This is a genomic window from Sphingobium wenxiniae, from assembly GCF_007830065.1.
GTDB lineage: Bacteria > Pseudomonadota > Alphaproteobacteria > Sphingomonadales > Sphingomonadaceae > Sphingobium > Sphingobium wenxiniae.
The window spans coordinates 239,731-260,108 of record NZ_VLKK01000003.1; the positions used below are offsets into that span (position 1 = coordinate 239,731).

The following is a 20,378-nucleotide window of genomic DNA, read 5'->3' on the forward strand; positions in this document are numbered from 1 at the left end:
CTCAGACCGCCGGTTCGTTGTCAGTCTGCTGCGCCGCCCATGGCGGCGTCAGGATCGCCACGGGCGGATCGATCATTTCCGCGATCCGCGCATCCAGCATCGCCTTGAGCTTGCCCGCCTCGCTGCCGAGCTGGTCCTCGACCCAACCCTGCACCTGCTCGGTGGTCAGGCTGTCGAAATCGGTGAAACTGCCTGCATCCGGGTCGGCGATGCCCACGCGCCCGGTGATGGCGGCGCTGTGGCCTTCGTCGTCGCTCGCGCTCAGCATCCAGTCCACATCGGTGACGACATTGCTCAGCCCGTCCGCATGGCGCGCGACGTGCAGCGCGGGGAAATTCCACGAATAGATCATAAATAATACTCCAGGATAATCAGGCCCGCGCCGCCCGCGCCGCCTCCCGCCGTTCCGCCGCCGCCCCCGCCGCCGTAAAGTCCGCCGGCACCCCCCGAGGCGCCGCCGCCGCCGCCGCCGCCGCCGCCTGGGCCATAGATAGTGCCGCCGCTCGAATTGAAATGCATGATCGCCATGCCGCCATCGCCCCCCTTCGACCCCGAAATGCCGCTAGCGCCGCCCCCACCGCCATCGGTGCCATTGCCGCCATTTCCTGACAGTCCACCGCCAGCGCCCCCGCCCGTGCCATATGGGCCATTTCCACCGCTATCCCCGCCGGCTGCCGTGGACAGTCCGCCGCCGGCCCCGCCGCCTCCGCTATAGTTGGCGCCTGCTTTGCCTGTCCCCAATGGTCCGGCTGCTCCTCCACCGCCACCATATGCCCCACCGCCAGCGCCGCCCGCATATTTGATGTCTCCCACGCTCGCCGCGGAAGAACCGCCAGCGCCGCCAGAGCCGGACAATCCGTTGCCCGCCGCCATAGCGAGAACGGTTCCGGTCGATGAAAACCATGTAGCGTTGCCGGAGCCGCCCGCGCCGATCTGGCAGGACACGGAGCCTCCCGGCGTGACGCTGACGCCCGCCTTGAACGCATAGGCTCCCCCGCCGCCGCCTCCCGGTGGAGATGCGTTGGAGCCGTTACCACCCGCGCCATAGCAATGCACATCGACCTTCGTCACGCCGGACGGCACGGTCCAGCTCGTGCCGGACGTGAGCGCCACAACCTTTTTGCCACCGCCGCCCAGAAGCATATGGATGCATCCGGACATCAGGAAACCCCCGGCCCGGAAACGATCCAGCGATCGGCCTTCACCTTCTTGAGCGTTGCGATGCCGCCCGGAACCACCGTCCTGTTTCCCGTGGACGTCGATCCCGCCAACCTCAGCGTCACGCCAGAACCCTGCGAAAGCGTGATGTTGCTCGTCCCCTCATTGATGATCGTCAGAACAGTATTGAGCGGGAAAGCCGCGCTGGAATTGGGCGGAACGGTGATGGTCTGCGCGCCGGTGTTTTCCGAATAGACCGCGCCGCCCAGATCGGTCAGCGCCAGCGTGAAATTGCCGTTCTGAGATGTCTGCGGAATGCCGCGATAGGGCGCAAGGGCGCTGACCTCTCCTGACAGAACGCCGACATCCCCCTGCAAGGCGGCGATGGCAGCGTTGATGACGCTCAGCACGGCCGGATTGACCGAAAGCGCGATCATCCAGCTATCGAACGTCCCCGATCCCGTCACCGCCGTGACGTTCACCACCAGCGCGCCGGTCACCGGATCATAGCTGATGACAGTCCCCAGCATCGCATTGCCGGGGCCTGAAGCGCTGGCGATCGAAACGAACTGCCCGGCCTTCAGCAAGCGCCCGGTGGACGCGGTGAAGGATTTGGAGCCCGTCCCGATCGCCACGCTGCTGCTGGACGTGGCATTATAGTTCGTCGCCTGAGCCGCCTCCTCGACAGCCTCGCCGAACGCATTCATCTGCGTCGCCAGCACCGCCATCGCCGCGACGAAGGCATCCGCGCGCGTGATGAATGTAGCAGGCGCATCGGAACGGCTCGGCGGCGTTGGCAGGGGGTCGATTGCAGGCAAAGCCATCAGGTCAGTCCTTCGATTTCGAGGGTGCAGACGCTCACCGTCGGATAGGCGATCTCGACGTTGAAATCCTTGTAGAAGCCGAACAACGCGGTGACGGCCATGTTTTCCTCACCGATCCAGACGACCGGCGTGGCGCGATAGTCGCCCATCAGACTGAGCAGCGCCTCGACCTGTGTATTTCCGGTCCAGACGGTAAAGCGGCCGCGCCGGGAAAAGGCGCGGGGAATTATGACGTAATTGCCGAAATCGTCCGCTTCCTTTTTGGAAAAATCCGTGATCCCGATCGACGCGCCATACTGCGCTGCCCCCAGTTCGCGGGCTGCTCCCAGCACCAGCGTCCCGCAAGACACTTCCGATCCGGGATCGCTGAGCGTCACCGTGACCGCAGGATTGGCATAAAAGGGCAGGTTCAGCCGCACCAGGTCGCTGCGGCGGATGATCTCCTCGAAGAAATAGGCGAACCAGTCGGTAATGCCGCTGTCGCTCGCCATGTTGATCGTCTCATCATGGATAATGCCGTCCGCCGCTGTGGAAACCGTGATCTGCACCGTCGCGGCCGACACGTTGAACAGCGCGATGCTGTCGATGCGGCCCGCAAGGTCGATGGTGACGGTCAGGCTGTCGCGCGCGCGCGTCGCCGTGCCGTTTACCTGGTCGAACATGGCCCAGCGGTTCGACGGGAGCGGATACCACCACGCCGCATCGGTCAGCGGATGATTGAGGTTGCCCGCCTGAAGGCTGACATATTCGAGACGATTCGCGGCATCGAGGGCGCGATCGTCCTCACCATAGGTCGTGCCGCCCGCCCAGGCGAGCCAGGTGGTCGCGACCTCCCGCCACCAGGCAGGGGAGGACACAGGATCATTGCCCACATTCGCCGCCGCAAGACTCTCATAGACAACCGCCCGCGATCCGGTGACGATGCTGGCGCGTTCTCCCTCGCCATAGGCTGTGCCGCCCGCCCAGGCGCCGGGCGCGGTTTCGGGGACTGAGCTGGTGAGCGTCGCCGGCGTCACCGCGACCGGACGGATCATCTTCATGCGGTTTCCACCGTGACGGCCTGCGTATCGCCCCGGTCGTGGCGGCGCGCGATTCGGGCGCTTTCACCCGTATTGCTGGCGATGGAGATCAGCGCAGGCTGCATTTCGGCGCGGAGCGCGGCGATCTGTTCGGTCGTGTCGGCCTGCGTGTCATTGAGCCGCTCGATCACGTCGCCGATATCGGTCAGATTGACATTGACCTCCTGAAGCTGGGGCACCGGATTGGTCAGCTTGTCCAGCTCGGCCTGCGCCTCGTCCGCTTCCTCCTGCGCCTTTTTCAGGTCGATGATGGCCTGCGAGACGGAAGTCACATTGTCGTTGAGGTCGATCAGCCCCTTTACGCTGGCGGTGAGTTGGGCGAGCTGGCGATCCGCCATTGATGCGACGCCATTGGCCCCGGCCTGCGCCTGATCGGCCGCGCGCGCCACGCGGGCGACGTCCCGCGCATAATCGAGCGCGGACCCGGCCTGATTGCGGGCAGTGTCCAGATAGGATTGCGCATCGCCGGTGAACGCGCTGAGGCTCGCTTCATTGCCCAGCCGGGCAAGGCTGGCGGTCTTTTCGAAACGCGCGCGGGCGATGCCATAGGAATCGACGCCGGGGACATCGGTGAACAGGCTGGCGCGGAACTCGCCAATGGCCTTGGCGAAATCGCGGAACCTGTCCGCAGTCGACTGGATATTGGCGCTCTCGCGGCTGTAGGCGGCCGACAGGGCGCTTTGAGCATCGCTCACCTTCTGCGCGGCTTCCTGCTGCTTCGCCGCCAGATCCTGATAGGCATAGATCGCGCGCTGAAGCGGTCGGAGGCTTTCGTCCATCGCGGCCAGCTCGGCGCGCCGGCGCAGGGCCAGCGCCTCGGTCTTGCGGCCCATCAATTCCAGCAGCGTGATTTCCATGCTCTGACGCTTGTCGGCCAGCGCCGCCTGATATTTCTCGACCGCGTTGAACCCCGGCGCCAGCGCCATCAGCGCCGCATAGAGTTCGCGGCCAGCTTCGGTCGTGAGGTCGAGGCCGTTCACCACGGACTTGAAGGAATCGATGCTGTCAACGCCCGAAAGGCCCAACCGCTCCAGCTCGGCCGCCACCGCCGTCATCACCGGCGCGACCTGCTCGGCTTCGGTGAGGAAATTGTCCCGATAATATTGCGTCTGGTCGACGAACTCGTCCAGCGACCCGAACAGATCGATCAGGGCTTCGCGCGCTTCGACGGACGATGCGCCGACCGCGCCGAAGGTCCGGCCTATCGACTGCATTTGCACGTCGATGGTCTGATAATCCTTCGCCAGCCGCATCAGCGTCTCGAACTGCCCCTCTCCCACCTTCTGGAAGGCGGAAAGGCCGGGGATCGCGGCGGCCGCCATGTCGTCGCCCAGCTTCGAGAAGATCGCGGAAAGCTGCTCCTGGATCTCGCTGCCCTTCAGATCCTTCAGGCTGATCTTGCCCAGGTCCACCCTGAAGGCGTCGATGGCGGCCTGCGCGCCCTCGATGCCCAGCGCGCCGGCGGCAGCCATGATCCCAGAACGCATGGAGCCGATCAACAGCGCAACCTGCTGCTCGGTGCCGTCGTCCAGCGCGCCGGTGACCGTATCGACGCGCGTCTTGTTGCTGGTCGTGATCCCGAACGTCTTCTTCTTTTTCTTGGTCTGGATGTCCTGATAGGTCTGACCGTCGATTCCGCCCGCCAATATGTCGGCGACCGTCGCCGGATCGAACATGATCCCCTGATCGAGCAGTGTCTTCGTGGTCTTGGTGCCGAACAGCGCCTTACCGATGCCGCCCAGCAGCCCGCCGATGGCGGGGATTTTCGACGCGAGGCTGAGCGCGTTCTTGACGATGAAGCCGAAGCCCAGATCGCTTTCGATCTTCGTCGATGACCCAAGGCCCAACCCGGACGTATCGAACGACCCGCCCGACACGCCGAGCTGGCGCGCGAGGAGTGAGGAAAGGGAGCCGATATTAGTCTCGATAGACCGCAGCGACCGCACCATGGCATTGGAATATTCCAGCTCACGGTCGCTGTTTGCCGTCAGCAGGTCCAGCGAGCGCGCTATGCTGTCGGACTTGGCGGTGGAATCGCCCAGCACCGATCCGGTGCCCATCGCATCCTGATAGGATTTGAGGTCGAACGACGGCCCCGACTTTCCGCCGGAACGGAAGCCGAGCGACGCCATGACGCCCAGCATCGCCGCGACGGCCGGGAAAGCGAACGGGCCAAGGGTGGCGAACATGCGCGCAGCGCCGCCCGCGACGTCCACGGCCGTGCGCGCAAGCTGGATCGCGGACAGCACCTTCTCCGCCGCCGCCATCGCCTGATAGCCTTTGCTATGTTCCTTGAAGAGGCCCTTCGCCGCGCTGGTCAGGGCGACCATGCCGGAAAGCTGGTTGCTGGCCTCGCGCTTGCGCAGTTCGGCAAGCTCCCTTTCGCTCAGGCCACCGATCTTGCGCTGCTCGTCGATCTCCGCCTGACGCTTTCCATATTCATCCAGGACCGTGATGATATCGCCGATCGCGCCGCCCACCGATCCGAAGGCGTCGCGCATCGAAGCCGCCGCCGCGTCGACGCGGTCGGATACGACGTCGAGGCCGCGCGAGAAATTATCCAGGTAATCGTTCCAATTATCAGCGGCAGCTTGGGCCAGATCGGCGGCGTCGCGCATCGTCTTTATATCGAAATTGCCAAGAACCGGGCCGTTATTCTTGGCGAAATCGGCATCGTTCCAATCATCCTGCTGCCGCTTTTGCGCCTCCTGCGCCAAGTCCCAGACATTCCCCTGGGCGACGGCGCGGGCATTGAGCATGGACTTTACGAGTTCATCGACGTCACTCTTGGCCTGCTTCGCCTTTTTGCCGGTTTCACCGAGGGCCTTGACGATGCCGCCGCCAGAGAGGTCGCCATTGCCGAGAGGTGTATTCAGCGCCTTATCCAGATCCTCGCGCAGCCGGCCTGCAATGCGGGCGGCATCCTTCATATCGCGCAGGCCGTCGCGGCCCGTCCTGCCGCCGCTAAACAGGTTGGCGAGATCGGATTTAACCGAGCTCCAGCCCAGGCCGACGCCCCGCGAAATATCCCACTGGCCCAGCGCCTCCCAAGATTCCCGCGACAGATTGCGGCTTCCAGCCCATGTGGAATCGAATGCCTCGTTCTGGCGCTGCTCGGCCTCAGCGACTTTTTTCTGGAGCAGTTCCACCTTCGCAGCTCGCGCGGCTCTAGCCTGTTCCCAAAGCGATTGGGTTAGGCCGTCGACGCTGTTCTTGAATGACCATATTTCCGGCTCCGCCTGTCCAGCAGCGATCCCCACGCCGGTCTGTCCCTCCGCCGCCGCCAGCGCCTGCCGGCTGGACTGCGACAGGCTAATGCCGAGTTCATCGGCGGCCTTAGCATTGGCGAGCAGCCGCTTTTCCGACGCGGCATTGGCATCGGCCACGGACATGAGGCCGACTGCGACCAATCCGGCGACGCCAATCAGGGCGTTCATAGGCGTGAATACCGCCGCAGAAGCGCCCTGGAGGGACTTCTGCGCGGCGCTGAGCATGGCGGTTCCCGCCGTGGTTGCGCCCAATGCGCGCTCCAACGCCACCAGAGACGCGATGTAACGATAGACGCTGCCGATGGCGAGCGCAGCGTGAAAGGTTACGAAGCCAGCCGCAGCCATGACGACAAGATCTTCGAGCAACTCCAGATTTTCGAGCACGAAGTTAAGGGGCTCGCCCAGGATCGCTGCCAGCTCAGCGCCCATACGGATGAGATTGCCTACCATCTCGCCCAGCTCGGCCGCTGCCGTCTGCGATCCATCCGCTGTGGCGGTGAGGCCGGCGAGAACCTCCGCGAGTGCGTCATTGAACCCGCCCTGCCCAAAGGCAACCATGGCGGCTTGCACTGCATCCTCCAGATTGGCGAAGCCGCCTTCCAGCGTCTTCATCTGCTCGTCCATCGTGCCGGCGAACTGCACGTTGCCGATGTCCATCAGATATTTCTGGATCGCGGCCGAGCTGTTCTGGACCGTCGTCGTGACCCCCTGGAAGGTGAAGCTGACCTTGCTCCCCTCCTTCGATGCGCGGATGCCGAATTCCTTCAGGCGCTCGAATTCTCCGGTGGCGGCGTCCGCCACCGCCTCGATCATGTCCATCAGGGTTTTGCTCATGGACGCGGCCGTGTTGCCGTAGCTGGTGAGCGCCGCCGTGCTGGGATCGAGGCCGAGATTCTTCAGGCGCAAAAATGCCTGCACCGATTGTTCAAGGCCGTAGGGCGTCTTTTCGGCGAAATTGCGCAGCACCGCCATCTGCGCGGCGGCCGCATCAGCCGATCCGGTGGCGACCTTCAGGGAGGCGTCGAGCCGCTGGAATTCCCGATTGACGCCGATCGCTTCTCCGCCGAGCGCGGTGAGGCCGAGGGCGGCGGCGGCGGCCTTCACCAGGCCGAAACCGGACGCCAGTCTGGCGCCGGTCGCGTTCAACGCCGTCATCGCCTCTTCGGCTGCTTTCGACGACATTTCGACGTCGTGCATCGCCGATCCCACGGACCGTTTCATCTGGTCCATGTCCTTTTGCAGCCGCGCCATGTTGGCGATCAGCTCGATTTCAAGCGTTCCTGCCTTCATGACGGTCTCCGGCCGCGCGAGCCCAGCAATGCGCGGAACGCATTGCCGACCTTCGCGGAAATGGCGGCGCGCCGCTCTGCGTCCGGATCGGGTTCCGTCCAGGGCGGCGGCGCATCGGGTTTTTCGGCTGCCTGGGATTCGGCGAGCCAGTCGGATGACAGGCGCCGCAGCAAGCGGGCCTGCCAGGGTGGCAGCGTGACGCAGGTCATCGCCGACCATGCGGCGATATCGGCCCAGCCGATCGGCGCTCGGCCCATGCCAGCGGCGACGACGGGGCCGATCTCGACGAGCTGCTCGACGATCCACGGGGTGGCGCACGGCGGCATCGCGGGAACGATACCGCCGTCCTTCATCTCGCGCAGGCGGCTTTTCGGTTCGGTCTTATCGGTGATCGACCGCTTTTCCGGCTTGGGCACGGTGTTGAGCCATGCCAGATGCCGGACATGGAGACTCAACTCGTCGCCGAGTTCCCCGTAAAATTTTCCCATTCGCCGATGAAGGCGAAGACCTGCTCACGAATGAAGCCCAACTTCGGATCGGCATAGGCCGCGCGGAACATCTCCTGCTGGCTGACATTGCCGGCGGGCGGATAGGTCCAGCCGTCGAAGCTGACGGTGCAGGCGGCGAGGAATTCCGCATTCTCGGCAGCCATCTCGGCGGCGCTGGCGTCCACCTTGCCCTTCTTGCGGAGGCGGGTGACGATCCGGTTCTGCTTGCGCTGCTGCGCTTCGGCATATTGCTCGGAACCGGGACCATAGACGGTGACCGTCAAGCGGTTGCCCTCATTGTCGAGCAGCGGAGCGTCGTCGCCGTTCACCAGCTTGACGACCGCAGTGTCGGCGGCGGCGAATTTCGTGATGTCGAAAGCCATGTTTCTATCCTTTCACGGCAGGAATGGTGGCGCCCCGGCCCGCCCGTTCCGTGACACGAACAGGCCGGGACATAAGGCCCCGACGAAGCGGGACATGCGTTGGAGGGAAATATCCGGCTCACGGGCCGGATGGAGATCAGACGACGCCTATGACGACGATCGTGAAGGACACGGCGGACCCTGCGCCGCTATTGGCGACCTTCAGCAGATCGGCGGTGCCGGCCGTCAGTGCGTAGCCGGCCGCATCGGGCGCGACGAGCGCGACCATGCCACCGGGCTTCACCCTGATCGTGTCGGATACGTCGCCGAAAACCGAGGCGATCGCATTGGCGGCCGCTCCGCCGACGACCACGTCGTTGGTGTTGGCGGCAGCCGCCACGACGACGAGGGCCTTGATCTTTGTGAAGGCGAGCGACGTGCCGAAAATATCCGACACGCCGCCGCTCAGATCGAGATCCTCGCTACCGGACGCCGCGATGGTGCGGGTATCCGCCCACAGCTCATTCGCCTGATTGGCGCCGGTGCCGTTCTGAAGCACATAGGTCGGCCCGAAGGCCACCTCATGAGCGCCCGTGCCGACGTCCAGCGCGGCGGCGAGGTTCGCCGCGACGCTGAGCGCGATCTTGGAGGTCAGTGTTGCCATGGATCAGCCTCCTCAGCTCAGCTTCTCGACGACGCCGGTGCCATCGTCGGCCGACGAAATCTCCAGCGTCGCGGTGGCGGACGTGATCTGGTCGACGCCGCCGACCCCGACCTTCCAGCTCATGACCTTCGCGGGGAAGAAATAGATTTCCCCGTTCTGGAGCGTGACGCGGAAATAATAATCGGCGTCGGACTTCGAAGCAGCCTTCATGATGACCTGGCCGGCGTCGTTATTGTCGAGGCCGAGCTGGAGCGTAATCGATCCCTCGTTGAAGCTGCCCTTGAATTTGCGGGTGCTGCGCGTCCCCAGGGGATTATGCGTCACCAGATTATATTCGCGGCCGAACTCGCCCAGATCGGTGACTTCGCCGACATCGGTGAAGGTCAGGGCGGCATATCCAGCCGCGTTGAAGGTGGCGGGTGCGGTGGCGGTGACCGCAAGAGTGGTCCCCGCCGACGTGCGAACGGTCATATTCGGTTCCTTTTCCAATAAAAAAGCCCGCCGGAGGGGCGGGCTGGGCTGCCACGGATGGAGGGGAAGGAGGCTCGATCAGCCTTTGGCGGATCGGGATTTCCTGCCGGTCGAAGGGAGAGAAACCGGCGCCAGATCCTCGGGCTTCGCCGCGCGAACCAGTTCCACCGCCTCAAGGTCGGAAAACTGTCCGTCGGGAAGATCCGGCAGGATCGCTCCTTGCAGATACGACCTGTCGCCCAGCGTGAACCGGCGAATGGCCACGGCCTGTTTGCCCATGATGAAAATTCCCGTCAGATCTCGTTGTAGGACACACGGAAATCCTGCGTCCCCATATGGATGCCCGTTTCGGGATCGCGCCCGTCGGCGCCCGCGCCGATGCTATGCACGGTGACGTGCAGAATTCCCTCGACGGTCGGCATTTTCCCATCGGCGGCTTTCTTGGCCGTCCGCTGGACGAGCTGCCGCACGGCGCTATCAGGCGCCATCACCGTGGCCTGGACGCGCTCCGTCACCCGCTTCACCGCGCCGTGCTTCAGCGTGTTGCGGTCGACCGCCGATATGGAAAACAGGGCAATGCAGGGCACGGGAAAACCTGCCGGGACATCGCCGATGACGATCCGCTCCGCCGGAACCAGTGCCGTCAGCGCATTGTCGCCGGCGAACAAACCGCGCACCGCTTCGCATCCGCCCATCTTTAGTCCTCGTCGATTTCAAGGGGCGGCAGGGTGCTGATGTCGATCTGCATCCGCTTGCGCACATATTCGCCCACTGCGGCGATCGCCTCGCCCTGCTTCTCGTCCAGCGCTGGCCGCATGAATGGGTGCGGGCGGATACCGGGATGTGAAATGATGCCGGAGACGAAATCGCCGCCGATCTTCATAGGCCGGTTGGCTATCGTGCCGTTGCCCTGCGCGGCCTTCCGCACGGCAACGCGCCCCTCTCTGGCGCCCGTCCGGGCGATCAGGTGCGGCGTGACGCCGGTTTCCAGAAAATATCCGACATGCGCATGGGGGCCTTTCAGCTTCACGCGGGCCTTGGGAATGCCGCCCTTTGCATCGGTTTCGATCTTGATATCCTTGGCTGTCTGGCCCGATTCCTTCTCGACCTTCTGCCGCGCGGATTTCTGAAACACCTTCGCCCCGGCGCGCAGCGCGCCGCGCATCACATTCCGCTGCATTTTCACGGGATAGGCGCTAAGAAACGCATCCAACTCCCTGCCGCCCTTCAGCTTCATCCGCCGGCCCCCATGGTGGAAAGCTCCTCGGCGAGGATCTCGGTGCCCTGGCGTCGGCCCAGCTCCGCTGGCCCCGCGATGATCTTCAACATGCGTCCGCCGATCTTCACGCGCATCGACGCGTCGATATCGTCGCGGTAGCGCATCCGAATGCGACAGGGCCGGGCCGCGATATCGATCGCTTCCGCCACCCGCTCCGACCGGCTGGGCAAGATATCGACGACCTCGGCCCATGGCGCGGCCACTCTCAGCCAACGGTCGACGACATGCCCCTTTTCGTTCGGTCCGGGGGTATTGCTCCAGATCTCGATCCGCGTGTCGAGTTTCAGGGCGATGACGCCGGTCACAGCCAGATCCTGTCATTGACCGTCGCCTCGAACAGATCGAACGGCGTTCCATCGAACCGGGAACGGACGGCCATCTTGACCGCTAGAGCCAGGCTGGGCGGCAGATCCGCATAGCCCACCGTCAGGCGCGCCGCGATCGCGCCGGCGACGGGCCGCACGGCCGGCCAGCTCTGACCGGACGCCGGGCGGATGCCCATCGCCAGGCCGGAACCGAAAAGCTCATACGCATCTTCGGAAAGCGTCTGCTGCGCCCCGTCGCCATCTTCATATGTGATGGCAACGACGTCCGTTACGGGCCCGATATTAAAGCGCGCGAGATCCGCGAAGGAATCGGCGCGGATCTCCACCACCTGCGAGGCGAGCCGTGTCGACGTCATGCGCTCGATATCGGCAACGACCGCGCCGACATAGCCCGCGATCTCCGCATCCAACGCCTCGCCATCGACACGCAGGAACAGCTTCACCTCATCGATATCGACGGGCTCGTCAGTCGGCGCGGTGGTGACGATCGGCGCGCTCAGCATCGATCAGGCCTTCGGCGGTTCGCATTCGACGCCGAAACCGGCCTCGATCAGCCGCTGCGCCTCCGAAGGCTCGCCCTCCGGTCCGGGAACATCCCTGAAGGGATGGGTATCGCCGCGGCTGAGCGAAAGGCGCGGGCCTGACAGGCTCGTGGTCATTCGCAGCCACCGGACGGGGCCGGATACCTGCTCCTGTTCATCTACGTCCTGGTGAGCGTCCTCGATGTCGGCTGCGGTCGCGGAGCTTTCCGCAACGGCAGGCTCGGCCGGTTCGGACGCGGTTTCGGCGGCTTGATCCGTTTCCTGCGCGATTTCCGCTTCTGCAGGCGCAGGAGTCTGCTCGGCCGCTTCGGGCATTGCCGATTCTGGTTTCGCCGCGACGGCGCGGCGGGGGGGCTTGTTCGTGGCCATGGATTTGCTCCGGATGCGAAAAAGGGGCGAGCCAGGCCCGCCCCTATGAGGACGCCGATTGGCGCCTAGGACGCCGGCTGCGCCAGATGCTTGATGGCGATGGAATCGACCAGCTCGCCGTCATAGCGGATGAGACCCGCCATGCCGACCTTCGGCCAGAACCGCTCGCGGACCGTGCCGATCAGCGGCGAGCCGACCTTGCGAACCCAATAGCGGCTGAAATCGCCGAACAGGATGGACTTCGCGCTGGCGGCGATCGACGGCACGTCGTCGTTGATCGAATAGGGGTGGTCGAGCAGCATGGAAGGCGCGCCGACGCGGACATCGCCCATGGTCCACAGATAATTGCCCTCGCCGTCCTTCAGCTTGCGGATAGCCAGCAAGGTGGTGTCTGCGAACATCCACCGGCACTTGGGGCTGCGCCTATAAGGCGCGCGCACCGAATGCTGCAGTTCGATCAGCTCGTCGGCCGCGATCGCCGTGGCGCTGGCGGCGGTCTTGCCCAGGGTGCTGGCGGTCAGGACGCCATTGGCCTGGCCCGTGCCCGTCCCGGTCGTCAGGCGGCCATTGGCACGCCGGCCGAGTCGTTCGCCCAGCGCTTCAGCGAGGAACTCTTCCAGGTTGAACACGCTGTCCTGCAGCAGTTCGAAGCTCAGCTTCACCCACGGCGTCGCATCGACATAGGCGTCGAGGCGCTTCTGCCCGAATTCCAGGTCGCCGCTGTTATCGTCGGGCAAATCCGCACCTTCGGACAGGGCCGACGCGGAATTGCCGGTGTCGTCATTGGTCGGGATGTCGAATTCGTTGCCCGAGCCGGTGGTGATGTCGCGCACGATGGTGCCGTCATACATCGGCCCCCAGTCCTTCATGGTCTTGACGATCTCGTTCGCCAGATCCTTCGGAACCGTATAACCACCCGCCGAAGCCGTGCCTGCGATCTGGACGCGAAGCTCCTGATGACCGCGGCGCAGAAGATCGCGCTGTTCGGCCGCCAGGCTTTCCACGCTGCCGCCATCGCGCATGCAGGCATAGAAGGCATCGCGATATTCGGCCTGCACGTCGCCGCCGCCTTCGCCCTCGCCGCTGCGGGTTTCGCCATCGGGATTGAGCGGCCGGTTGCGTTCACGGCGCTCGGCTTCCTCCTTCTCGATGCGGGCGGTGCGCTCCTCGCGGGCGATATCCTTTTCGAGCTTGTCGAAATCGACCATGATCTTGTCATGGCGGTCCTCCAGCTCGGCCGCGCGGCTTTCGTCGGTGTTGGCGGTGATGGCGTCGAGCGCTTCGCGGGCCTGGGTCACCAACTGGCCCCGCTTCTCCTGCAGTTCGGTCAAAGACGGCATGTCATTCTCCTGGACATGAAAAAGCCCGCCAGAGGCGGGCGAGATGGCGGAAAGCGGGATGCTTCTGCCGACCGGCTGGGCCGGGATGGTTATCGGATGCCGCGCTCCATCTGCGCCTGGCGGGCGCGGCGCTCGGCGAGCTGGTGTGCAGGGGGAATATGGCGGCGCTCCGCACGCGCATGCTCCAGCGATCGCAGGCCGACGGACGTGTCGGGATAGGCCGGAAAGGCCGTGTAAGTGATCTCGAAGAGATCCGCTTCCAATATCGTGCGTCTGGGCGGATCGACCGTCTCGTCCCACTCCTCCTTGCGCGTCCGGAAGCCGAAAGACATGCCCGGTATGTCCTGCCGCTCGATCTGGACCGCCAGATCGCGGCCGTCGGACGTATCCGGCAGGTCGTTCGAAAATTGCAGGCCGGTGTCGTCTTCGCGCAGGCTTAGCGTCCCTGCATCCTTCCGGCCGACGACGCGGCCGGTGTCATGACTATGCAGCGCGACGACATCGCGCTCGCGCAGCGACCGGGTGAAGGCGCCGGGCGCGATCGTCTCCTTCCAATATCCGCCGATATCGGTTTCGACATTGAACAGCGCCGCATAGCCGGTCGCGGTGCGCCCTTCCCCCTCGCCGGCCGCACGCAGCTCCAGGCCGCGCGTGATGGCCCGCGTTTCGCGGCCGTCAGGATTCGGTTTTGTCGCCGGCGTCGGCATTGGCATCTCCGTTGTCTGCGGGGGCTTTCAGGAGCGGCTGGGTGCCAAGCGGCACGGTGGCGCCCTGAATGTAGAGCTTGTCGCCTTCCGGCATCGGCTCCCGGTTTTCGAGCTTTCTGGCCTCGTTCGGCGTGATTTGCGCCGTCTGGATCGCGCGGGCGATGCCCTCGACCCGGCTCTTGAAGTCGCCGCGCTGGACGCCATCGACATTATGTTCGACATGGCGGGCGCGGCTTCGCTGGCCGAAGAGCTTGAGGTTCAGCTCCTGCTCGAACTTCCCTGCCCAATGGGTGACGACGTGTTTTACGAGCTGCAGATCCTGCTGCTCGGTGTTGTTGAACGTGCCGTGCGCCAGGTCATGCAGAAAAACAGGCGGCAGACCCCAGATCCGGGACGATTCCCCGATCTGGAATTGCCGCGCCTCGATTGTCTGTCCCTTTTGCGGGTCGATGCCGATCGGGTTGAGCTTATGACCGGGAGGCATTCCGAAAAATGGGGAGCCGCTCTGCTTCGCCAGGTCGATGGCCCGCTGAATATCCGCCTGGGCGCGTTTGAACGCTTCAGCGCCTTGCGGCAACGGGCCTTCCAGCGAGAGCGGCGGCGTCCCGCCACTGGCGAAGAATGAACTGGCATAGTCGTTCATCGCCAGCATCAGCCCGATCGCGCGCTTGTTTTTCTGGATCGGGCTGTAGACGTCCAGTTGGTTCCGCTTCAGCAGGAAAGTGACATCGATGACGTCGGCGGCGGGATATTCCTTAGCCTCGAAACGATAATATTTTCGGCCATTGCGGCGGCGGACGGAGGTGCGGTCCGGGTCCATCGGCCAAAGGGCGAGGATCTTGCTTCCCTGCCGTTCGATCCACGTCGTGCCGCGACCGCCGGTGAAAACCTGCGACCAGATATATTCCCGCCATCCCTGGCTGGTCCATTCCGGGTTAGGCGCTTCATTGAGCAGCATCTGCAGGTCGCCATCGACGCGCTGCGATGTGTCGCCTACCTTTTTGAACAGATGCAGCGGCAGACTTGCCATCATGCGTGAAAGGAAATTGACGGCGCACCAGTTCGACGGCACCTCAAGGGCGCTCTCGATCGTGACGGTCGGCAGTTTCGGGTCATGACCGAGCAGGCCGAAGAAGGTCAGCAGATCGTCCGTGTGCGATCCGGTCGATACGACCGGGTTTTCCAGCGGATTGAGCGAACGCTGTTCCCCGCCGCCGCGCAGGAACTCGAAGGCGATCCTCAACTCGGCACCATGCTGTAATTCGGGTCATCCCAAGGCGATGCAGGCACTTCTTCCTTCTCCTCGCCCATGTGGACGCCGATCGCGCTCATCAGCGCGACCGGGTTGTCGATCTTCAAATGCGGCTGCCCCTCAGGCTTGTTGGGGTAGACATTGTCTTTCTTGTCCGGCGCGCCGACGACGTTGGAGATTTCCCACTCCATCACCGGATCGCCGCCATGGATGATGCGACGGGAGCGCGTGAGCGCGTCCAGTTCCTTCATCGGCTCGCTGAAATTCAGCACGGTCGGCCGATATTCGACGACCGGGACGCCGGCCTTCGCCAGGCGCGTCGATAACTGCGTCGCCTGGAACGGATCGTAGGGAACCGCCTCGACCTGCAAAATCTCGCTGATCTCGACGATCAGGGCCTCGATTTCGTCGTAATCGACGATATTGCCGGGCGTGACTTCCAGCAGCCCAAGGCTGTCCCAGCTCTGATAGTGCGGCACCTCCGCAACCGTATCTTCGGGTAGGAAGTAAAAGCCGAACCGGATATAGGGATCGTCTACGGTCGCCTTTTCACCGTTGGGCAGCACCAATACTTCCACGGCGGCGATATCGACCTTCGACGCGAGATCGAGGCCGATGATTGCGCGCCGCCCGCGCAGCCACGCCAGCTTCAGCGCATCGCGCGGATTTTGCGGAATCTCCGGATCCGCGCATTTTCTCCATGCCTCGACGTCGAAATAGGCCGCCTTCGCCGAAACCCACAGGTTGAGGTGCTTCGTCTTGAAGACGCCTGCCTTGCGCGGGGTTGCGATCGCGTCGCGTTGCCGCGCACGAAGGAAGTCGAGCGATACCGACACGTCGGCGTTCGGATTGGCCTTACGGAGCGCAAGGTCCGACTTCCAATCGTCATCCTCGTCCATCGTATATTCGATGAACAGGGTTTCGTCGTCGAGCGGCGGGCCACCGTTATGGCCGATCCCCGCGAGCTTTTTCCGCTCCTCCTGGATCAGCGCGTAACAAGGGCCGGCCAGATTGTCGCCGGCTGTGGTGATGAGCAGTTGCAGCGGCTGATCGCGCGCGCCCATGCCCGTCATCATGGTGTCGACCTGACCGTCGTCGCCATGTTCGTGATATTCGTCGTGGATCGAGCAGCTCGGGCTTTGCCCGTCGCCAGGATCTCCGATGATCGTCTCGAACTTCGATCCGTCCGCGATCCGAACGATCGCGCGCGCCGGCACCTCCAGGCCGAAATGCTTTTTGAGCGCGGGAGTGCGCTCCACCATCAGCCGCGCGGGTTTGAAGACTTCCCACGCCTGCTTTTCGTTCGTCGCGCCCGAATAGACTTCCGCGCCGAACTCGCCGTCGGCGCAGAGCATATACAGGCCAAGACCCGCCGCTATGGCCGACTTGCCGTTCTTGCGCGGAACGACCAGGAACAGACGGCGGAATCGCCGCAGCCCTTTCCGTTCGCCCGCCCTATGGACCCAGCCGAAGGTCAGGCAGATGATCCAGATCTGCCACGGCTGAAGAACCAGCCGTTCCTTCTTGCTGGCCCACTTTCCCTTGCTGTGCGGCAGCTTCTCGATGAACCGGCACGGGCGCGCCGCGAGCGCCTCGTCGAAGACGTAGGGGAATTTGCTCCCGCGAACCTTGCTGAGCTTCAGCTCATCCAGGAATCGGCGGCACTGAAGCCGGATCTGCAATCCGGCCGGGATCTTACCCGCGCAAACGTCGGTCGCATATTTAAGGGCTATCGCCGGATAGTCGCGCACCTCCGCCACATCAGAAATCGCCGAATTCGTTGTCGGCCTGCGTCTTGTGACCGCTCGCGAGCTTCAGCGCAGCCGACGGATTGAGCATCAGTTCGCCCAGCAGGGATTGCGCATGGCGCAAGGCTTCGGACAGCATCGCCACCTCCGGCCGAGCGCGCACCATTTCGAAGACGACTTCCTTGCCGTCGATCTTCTTCACCGTCTGACTGGTGAAGGTGTCGCCGGTCATTTCCAGCACGGCCTGGAACCGGGCGATCTGCGCCAGGCGCAACGCGAGCAGACCGACATGATCGGCATAGTGCGGGCTGGCGCGCTTCTGCTCCTCCAGAATCGTGGCGAGCGCCGCGAAGTAATTCCGCTCCGTTTCGGACAGGTGCAGCGGCGCGATCATCGGCCCGAGAGGAACGTCATCATTGACAGCCACATCGCGATCCTGCCTATAGGTGCCCTGCACCAGCTTCAGCGCCGGCTCCTTTCGCTTACGGCCGGCCCCCGATCGCGGCCCGCCTCTAGCCATCCGAGGGCCTCAACTTTTTACCCTTTGATTTCGACCGCGCAAAAATGTGGTCACAGGAGCGGTCCTGACCCGGACGGGCCTGAGCTTCGACCCCACCCCCTCCCCGGCGCCGGCCGGCGCGGTCTTCGAGGCGGTTCGATGGCCGACCCTCAATCTGCCGCATCGGCCGCATCGAACTGGACGGACACCTCGACATTGCAGCCGAGCACCGTCGCCGCGAGGCGCATAAGCGCCGCCGCGATGCGGACGCGAAAGCGAAAGGAACGACGCGGCCGAAACACGATGCGCAAGGTGCATCGCTCCATGACATCGCGGTCGGAGATGGTGACATCGGTCATGATGCGTTTCGCCTCCTCGCCCGCGCGCTTTCCTTCGCGGTCTTCGCCTTGCTGTGCGGCCAGCAAAGGCCCTGATAATTCTCGCGCTCGCTGCCACCGCCCTCAGCCTTGGGGCGGATATGGTCGGCAACGACGGATCGACGCGGTGGGACTGTCCCGTTAGCGATGCAGGCGCGGCAATATGGCTCCTCAATGAGGACGCGCTTGCGCATTTCATCATGCTCGCGCCCATATCCGCGCTGCTGTCGGCTCTTTCCCTTGGACGTCACCCACGCCTCGACAGGCTTCCATCCAGGTGGACGGAAGCGTGGCGCCTGGCGCGGCATCACGCCTGCGACCGGGCATTGTTCCTGATGGTGACGGTGACTTCGCCCGAAACTGTTTCGATCTGAGCGTTGCCTTCCCGGACGATGATCGTGTCTTTCTCATCGGTCGCATAGCGCACGATCTTGCAGCCGCACAGATCATAGCCGATGACCGCGCTCTGCACGACGCCATCGAGCGCGATCTCCAACAGCGCGCCAAGATCGGGATCATAGTCCGGATCACTGACGCTCAGCCTGTCGGGGATGATGGACATGGGCTAGGCTTCCTTCACCGTCGTCGCTTCCAGCGTGGCAAACAGATCCTCGCCGCGCCCTTCGATCGCGCCGATCTCCAGCCGCACCAGCACGAAGCCGGGCAGGTAAACCGAATGTTCGTCCAGCGCTTCCAGCCAGGCGCGCCGTGACAACCCGCCGAGCGCAAATGACAACTCGTGCAGCCCGCCCACGAAGCTCGCGCTATCCCATGGCCTGGTGCGCTCGACTATCCAGTCGACGGTGCAACCGGCCTGCTCGGCCGACCGCTCCAGTTCGCGCTTCAGCCGTTCGCCGGCGACGAGGTGGATGCTCACGCGGCGGACACGTCGATCGTGATCGCCTGCCACGGCGCCTGCGCATTCTGCCGCTGGTAGAGGCGGATATAGCGCTTCGAGCCGATGACGCGGATGCTGTCGCGGATCGCCTGCATGGCGTTGAGCCAGCGCGGGTCCGTAATATCCAGCCGTAGCAGCGAGAACAGGTCGTTCCGGTTGATCCGGCCCTGACTGTCCACGTCGAACGCGCGATTGATGATGGCGCGGATCTCGGTGCGGCTGTCGGCCGACCATTCGCGCAGGCATTCGTCGACAATGCCCTTGGCGACCTGCAACTCCGGGCCGAAGATGATATTCTCCGACACCTGCACCACCAGCTTCAGCAGGCCGTCATAGGAGGTGAAGGTCAGATTGCCCTTCGCCCCGCCCCGCCGCGACTGATATTCCTGTTCGAGCAGCGCGACGAACTCGTCCACGTCGTCGAAGCTATGTTGCCGGAACCGCGCCACCTGCGCGGAGAGCGGAAGCGCGAAGCCGACGATCTTGCGGACCAACTCGTCCTGCAGCTTGTCGATCGTCTTGACGGCCGCGTCCGGGATCAGCCCGCCATCGGCGTTTGCCCAGTAGATCGAGCCGTCAATCTCGCGCCGCCCCGCAGGCGTCGCGGACGGATCGCCTGGAGCGTCGGTCATGCGGCTGCGCGTCCCGGCACCGGCCAATGATAGCCGGCGGGATTGTCGAGCGGATCGAGGATCAGCCCGCCGCGCCTGACAGGCACGGGATGGAACTGGCCGTCAAGGCCCAACTCGATACGATAGCGGGTGCGCACATAGCCGCGCGCTTTCATGGCGCGGATCTGCATCCGCCGGGGAAGGCTGCTCATAAAAGGCTCCGAAAGTGGATCAGCGGGTGGGACGAGACGGCTGAAGATCGAGCAACGCGGTCCTGGCCTCGGCGCGCGTGATGGCGGCCGCGTCGAGCAGCTTCACCAGTTGAGCCAGATAGCGTCGTGTCACGCGGACCTGCTCCTGCTCGGGACCGTTGGCTTCGGCGCGTAGCCGGTCGATATCGATCACATCGCGCTCTCCGTCAGAACCAGGCACTGGATTTTGCGCCCTGGACTTCCATCCGGAGCGGCGGCGCGCTGCGCGTTACCTCTCCGCGAAAGGATGCGACGATGGAGGCGGCGATGGCCTGCGCCCGCTCTTCCAGATCGGCATGACGCCTGTCATGCCGCTGGTCGGGGGACACGCGGGCGTCGCGGATCAGCAGGTCCAGCTCATGGCTGGCATTTTCGAGCTGATCGGGGATCGAAGGCCGGGTAGCGCGCTTCGGGTTCGGTGCCACTGTGACGCCTCCATCGACGCAAAAAGCCCGCCGATGGGGGACCGGCGGGCCTTGGACGCAATTGTCGCGGGGTCGTTTCTGGCCCTTTCGTGACCGTTTAGGGAGGCCCGTTTTTGTAACGATTGCGATTTTTGCGCGGGGCAAGCAAA

At 64.2% G+C, this 20,378-nt stretch carries 27 protein-coding genes; all 27 read right to left on the bottom strand.

Going from position 1 to position 20,378, the window contains the following annotated elements; translation table 11 throughout:
* Position 1: 1 nt before the first annotated feature.
* The gene (locus IQ35_RS05500; RefSeq protein ID WP_145072204.1) at positions 2 to 352 is read right to left on the bottom strand and encodes a DUF7936 family protein; all 351 of its coding nucleotides are present in this window, start codon (positions 350 to 352) and stop codon (positions 2 to 4) included.
* On the bottom strand, positions 349 to 1,161 hold the full coding sequence (locus tag IQ35_RS21185; RefSeq protein WP_184204891.1) for a hypothetical protein: 813 nt from the start codon (positions 1,159 to 1,161) through the stop codon (positions 349 to 351). Before IQ35_RS21185 ends, IQ35_RS05500 begins: the two co-directional genes overlap by 4 nt.
* Positions 1,161 to 1,982 (bottom strand): hypothetical protein, encoded by an 822-nt coding sequence (locus IQ35_RS05505; protein WP_145072205.1) that lies wholly within the window; start codon positions 1,980 to 1,982, stop codon positions 1,161 to 1,163. The genes IQ35_RS21185 and IQ35_RS05505 overlap by 1 nt, the downstream gene beginning before the upstream one ends.
* A complete protein-coding gene (locus IQ35_RS05510) occupies positions 1,982 to 3,022 on the bottom strand; it encodes a hypothetical protein (RefSeq protein ID WP_145072206.1) in 1,041 nt (346 codons plus the stop codon). Before IQ35_RS05510 ends, IQ35_RS05505 begins: the two co-directional genes overlap by 1 nt.
* Positions 3,019 to 7,620, bottom strand: a complete 4,602-nt coding sequence (locus IQ35_RS05515) for a tape measure protein (RefSeq protein ID WP_145072207.1) — start codon at positions 7,618 to 7,620, stop codon at positions 3,019 to 3,021. Before IQ35_RS05515 ends, IQ35_RS05510 begins: the two co-directional genes overlap by 4 nt.
* Positions 7,617 to 8,108 (bottom strand): hypothetical protein, encoded by a 492-nt coding sequence (locus tag IQ35_RS05520; protein WP_145072208.1) that lies wholly within the window; start codon positions 8,106 to 8,108, stop codon positions 7,617 to 7,619. The genes IQ35_RS05515 and IQ35_RS05520 overlap by 4 nt, the downstream gene beginning before the upstream one ends.
* Complete coding sequence (locus IQ35_RS05525; protein ID WP_145072209.1) at positions 8,072 to 8,491, bottom strand: hypothetical protein; 420 nt, start codon at positions 8,489 to 8,491, stop codon at positions 8,072 to 8,074. The genes IQ35_RS05520 and IQ35_RS05525 overlap by 37 nt, the downstream gene beginning before the upstream one ends.
* 136 nt (positions 8,492 to 8,627) lie before the next feature.
* A complete protein-coding gene (locus IQ35_RS05530; protein ID WP_145072210.1) occupies positions 8,628 to 9,134 on the bottom strand; it encodes a hypothetical protein in 507 nt (168 codons plus the stop codon).
* Between the two features lie 12 nt (positions 9,135 to 9,146).
* The gene (locus IQ35_RS05535; RefSeq protein WP_145072211.1) at positions 9,147 to 9,605 is read right to left on the bottom strand and encodes a hypothetical protein; all 459 of its coding nucleotides are present in this window, start codon (positions 9,603 to 9,605) and stop codon (positions 9,147 to 9,149) included.
* A 78-nt stretch (positions 9,606 to 9,683) separates the two neighbouring features.
* Positions 9,684 to 9,884: a hypothetical protein gene (locus tag IQ35_RS05540; protein ID WP_145072212.1), complete on the bottom strand. Its 201-nt coding sequence runs from the start codon at positions 9,882 to 9,884 to the stop codon at positions 9,684 to 9,686.
* Positions 9,885 to 9,898: 14 nt separating this feature from the next.
* On the bottom strand, positions 9,899 to 10,300 hold the full coding sequence (gene gp17 / locus IQ35_RS05545) for a tail completion protein gp17 (RefSeq protein ID WP_145072213.1): 402 nt from the start codon (positions 10,298 to 10,300) through the stop codon (positions 9,899 to 9,901).
* A 2-nt stretch (positions 10,301 to 10,302) separates the two neighbouring features.
* Positions 10,303 to 10,842 carry an HK97-gp10 family putative phage morphogenesis protein gene (locus IQ35_RS05550; RefSeq protein WP_145072214.1) on the bottom strand — a complete coding sequence of 180 codons (540 nt, stop codon included), beginning with the start codon at positions 10,840 to 10,842 and terminating at the stop codon, positions 10,303 to 10,305.
* On the bottom strand, positions 10,839 to 11,189 hold the full coding sequence (locus IQ35_RS05555) for a phage head closure protein (RefSeq protein WP_158636593.1): 351 nt from the start codon (positions 11,187 to 11,189) through the stop codon (positions 10,839 to 10,841). The genes IQ35_RS05550 and IQ35_RS05555 overlap by 4 nt, the downstream gene beginning before the upstream one ends.
* Complete coding sequence (locus IQ35_RS05560; RefSeq protein ID WP_145072216.1) at positions 11,186 to 11,713, bottom strand: head-tail connector protein; 528 nt, start codon at positions 11,711 to 11,713, stop codon at positions 11,186 to 11,188. Before IQ35_RS05560 ends, IQ35_RS05555 begins: the two co-directional genes overlap by 4 nt.
* A 3-nt stretch (positions 11,714 to 11,716) precedes the next feature.
* Entirely contained in the window at positions 11,717 to 12,121 is a 405-nt protein-coding gene (locus tag IQ35_RS05565) for a hypothetical protein (protein ID WP_145072217.1), read from the bottom strand.
* Between the two features lie 65 nt (positions 12,122 to 12,186).
* The gene (locus tag IQ35_RS05570; protein WP_145072218.1) at positions 12,187 to 13,461 is read right to left on the bottom strand and encodes a phage major capsid protein; all 1,275 of its coding nucleotides are present in this window, start codon (positions 13,459 to 13,461) and stop codon (positions 12,187 to 12,189) included.
* Between the two features lie 89 nt (positions 13,462 to 13,550).
* Complete coding sequence (locus IQ35_RS05575) at positions 13,551 to 14,168, bottom strand: HK97 family phage prohead protease (protein ID WP_145072219.1); 618 nt, start codon at positions 14,166 to 14,168, stop codon at positions 13,551 to 13,553.
* Entirely contained in the window at positions 14,137 to 15,411 is a 1,275-nt protein-coding gene (locus tag IQ35_RS05580) for a phage portal protein (protein WP_145072220.1), read from the bottom strand. Before IQ35_RS05580 ends, IQ35_RS05575 begins: the two co-directional genes overlap by 32 nt.
* Entirely contained in the window at positions 15,408 to 17,180 is a 1,773-nt protein-coding gene (locus IQ35_RS05585; RefSeq protein ID WP_145072221.1) for a terminase large subunit, read from the bottom strand. The genes IQ35_RS05580 and IQ35_RS05585 overlap by 4 nt, the downstream gene beginning before the upstream one ends.
* 1 nt (position 17,181) lies before the next feature.
* Complete coding sequence (locus IQ35_RS05590; RefSeq protein WP_242003288.1) at positions 17,182 to 17,595, bottom strand: P27 family phage terminase small subunit; 414 nt, start codon at positions 17,593 to 17,595, stop codon at positions 17,182 to 17,184.
* A 242-nt stretch (positions 17,596 to 17,837) separates the two neighbouring features.
* A complete protein-coding gene (locus IQ35_RS05595) occupies positions 17,838 to 18,026 on the bottom strand; it encodes a hypothetical protein (RefSeq protein ID WP_145072223.1) in 189 nt (62 codons plus the stop codon).
* Positions 18,027 to 18,351: 325 nt separating this feature from the next.
* Entirely contained in the window at positions 18,352 to 18,606 is a 255-nt protein-coding gene (locus IQ35_RS05605) for a hypothetical protein (RefSeq protein ID WP_145072225.1), read from the bottom strand.
* Between the two features lie 3 nt (positions 18,607 to 18,609).
* Positions 18,610 to 18,921 (bottom strand): PH domain-containing protein, encoded by a 312-nt coding sequence (locus tag IQ35_RS05610; RefSeq protein WP_145072226.1) that lies wholly within the window; start codon positions 18,919 to 18,921, stop codon positions 18,610 to 18,612.
* Positions 18,918 to 19,574 (bottom strand): DUF3164 family protein, encoded by a 657-nt coding sequence (locus IQ35_RS05615; RefSeq protein WP_145072227.1) that lies wholly within the window; start codon positions 19,572 to 19,574, stop codon positions 18,918 to 18,920. The genes IQ35_RS05610 and IQ35_RS05615 overlap by 4 nt, the downstream gene beginning before the upstream one ends.
* A complete protein-coding gene (locus IQ35_RS05620) occupies positions 19,571 to 19,765 on the bottom strand; it encodes a hypothetical protein (protein WP_145072228.1) in 195 nt (64 codons plus the stop codon). Before IQ35_RS05620 ends, IQ35_RS05615 begins: the two co-directional genes overlap by 4 nt.
* Before the next feature lie 19 nt (positions 19,766 to 19,784).
* On the bottom strand, positions 19,785 to 19,985 hold the full coding sequence (locus IQ35_RS05625) for a hypothetical protein (RefSeq protein WP_145072229.1): 201 nt from the start codon (positions 19,983 to 19,985) through the stop codon (positions 19,785 to 19,787).
* Positions 19,972 to 20,229 (bottom strand): hypothetical protein, encoded by a 258-nt coding sequence (locus tag IQ35_RS05630; RefSeq protein WP_145072230.1) that lies wholly within the window; start codon positions 20,227 to 20,229, stop codon positions 19,972 to 19,974. The genes IQ35_RS05625 and IQ35_RS05630 overlap by 14 nt, the downstream gene beginning before the upstream one ends.
* Positions 20,230 to 20,378 lie beyond the last annotated feature (149 nt).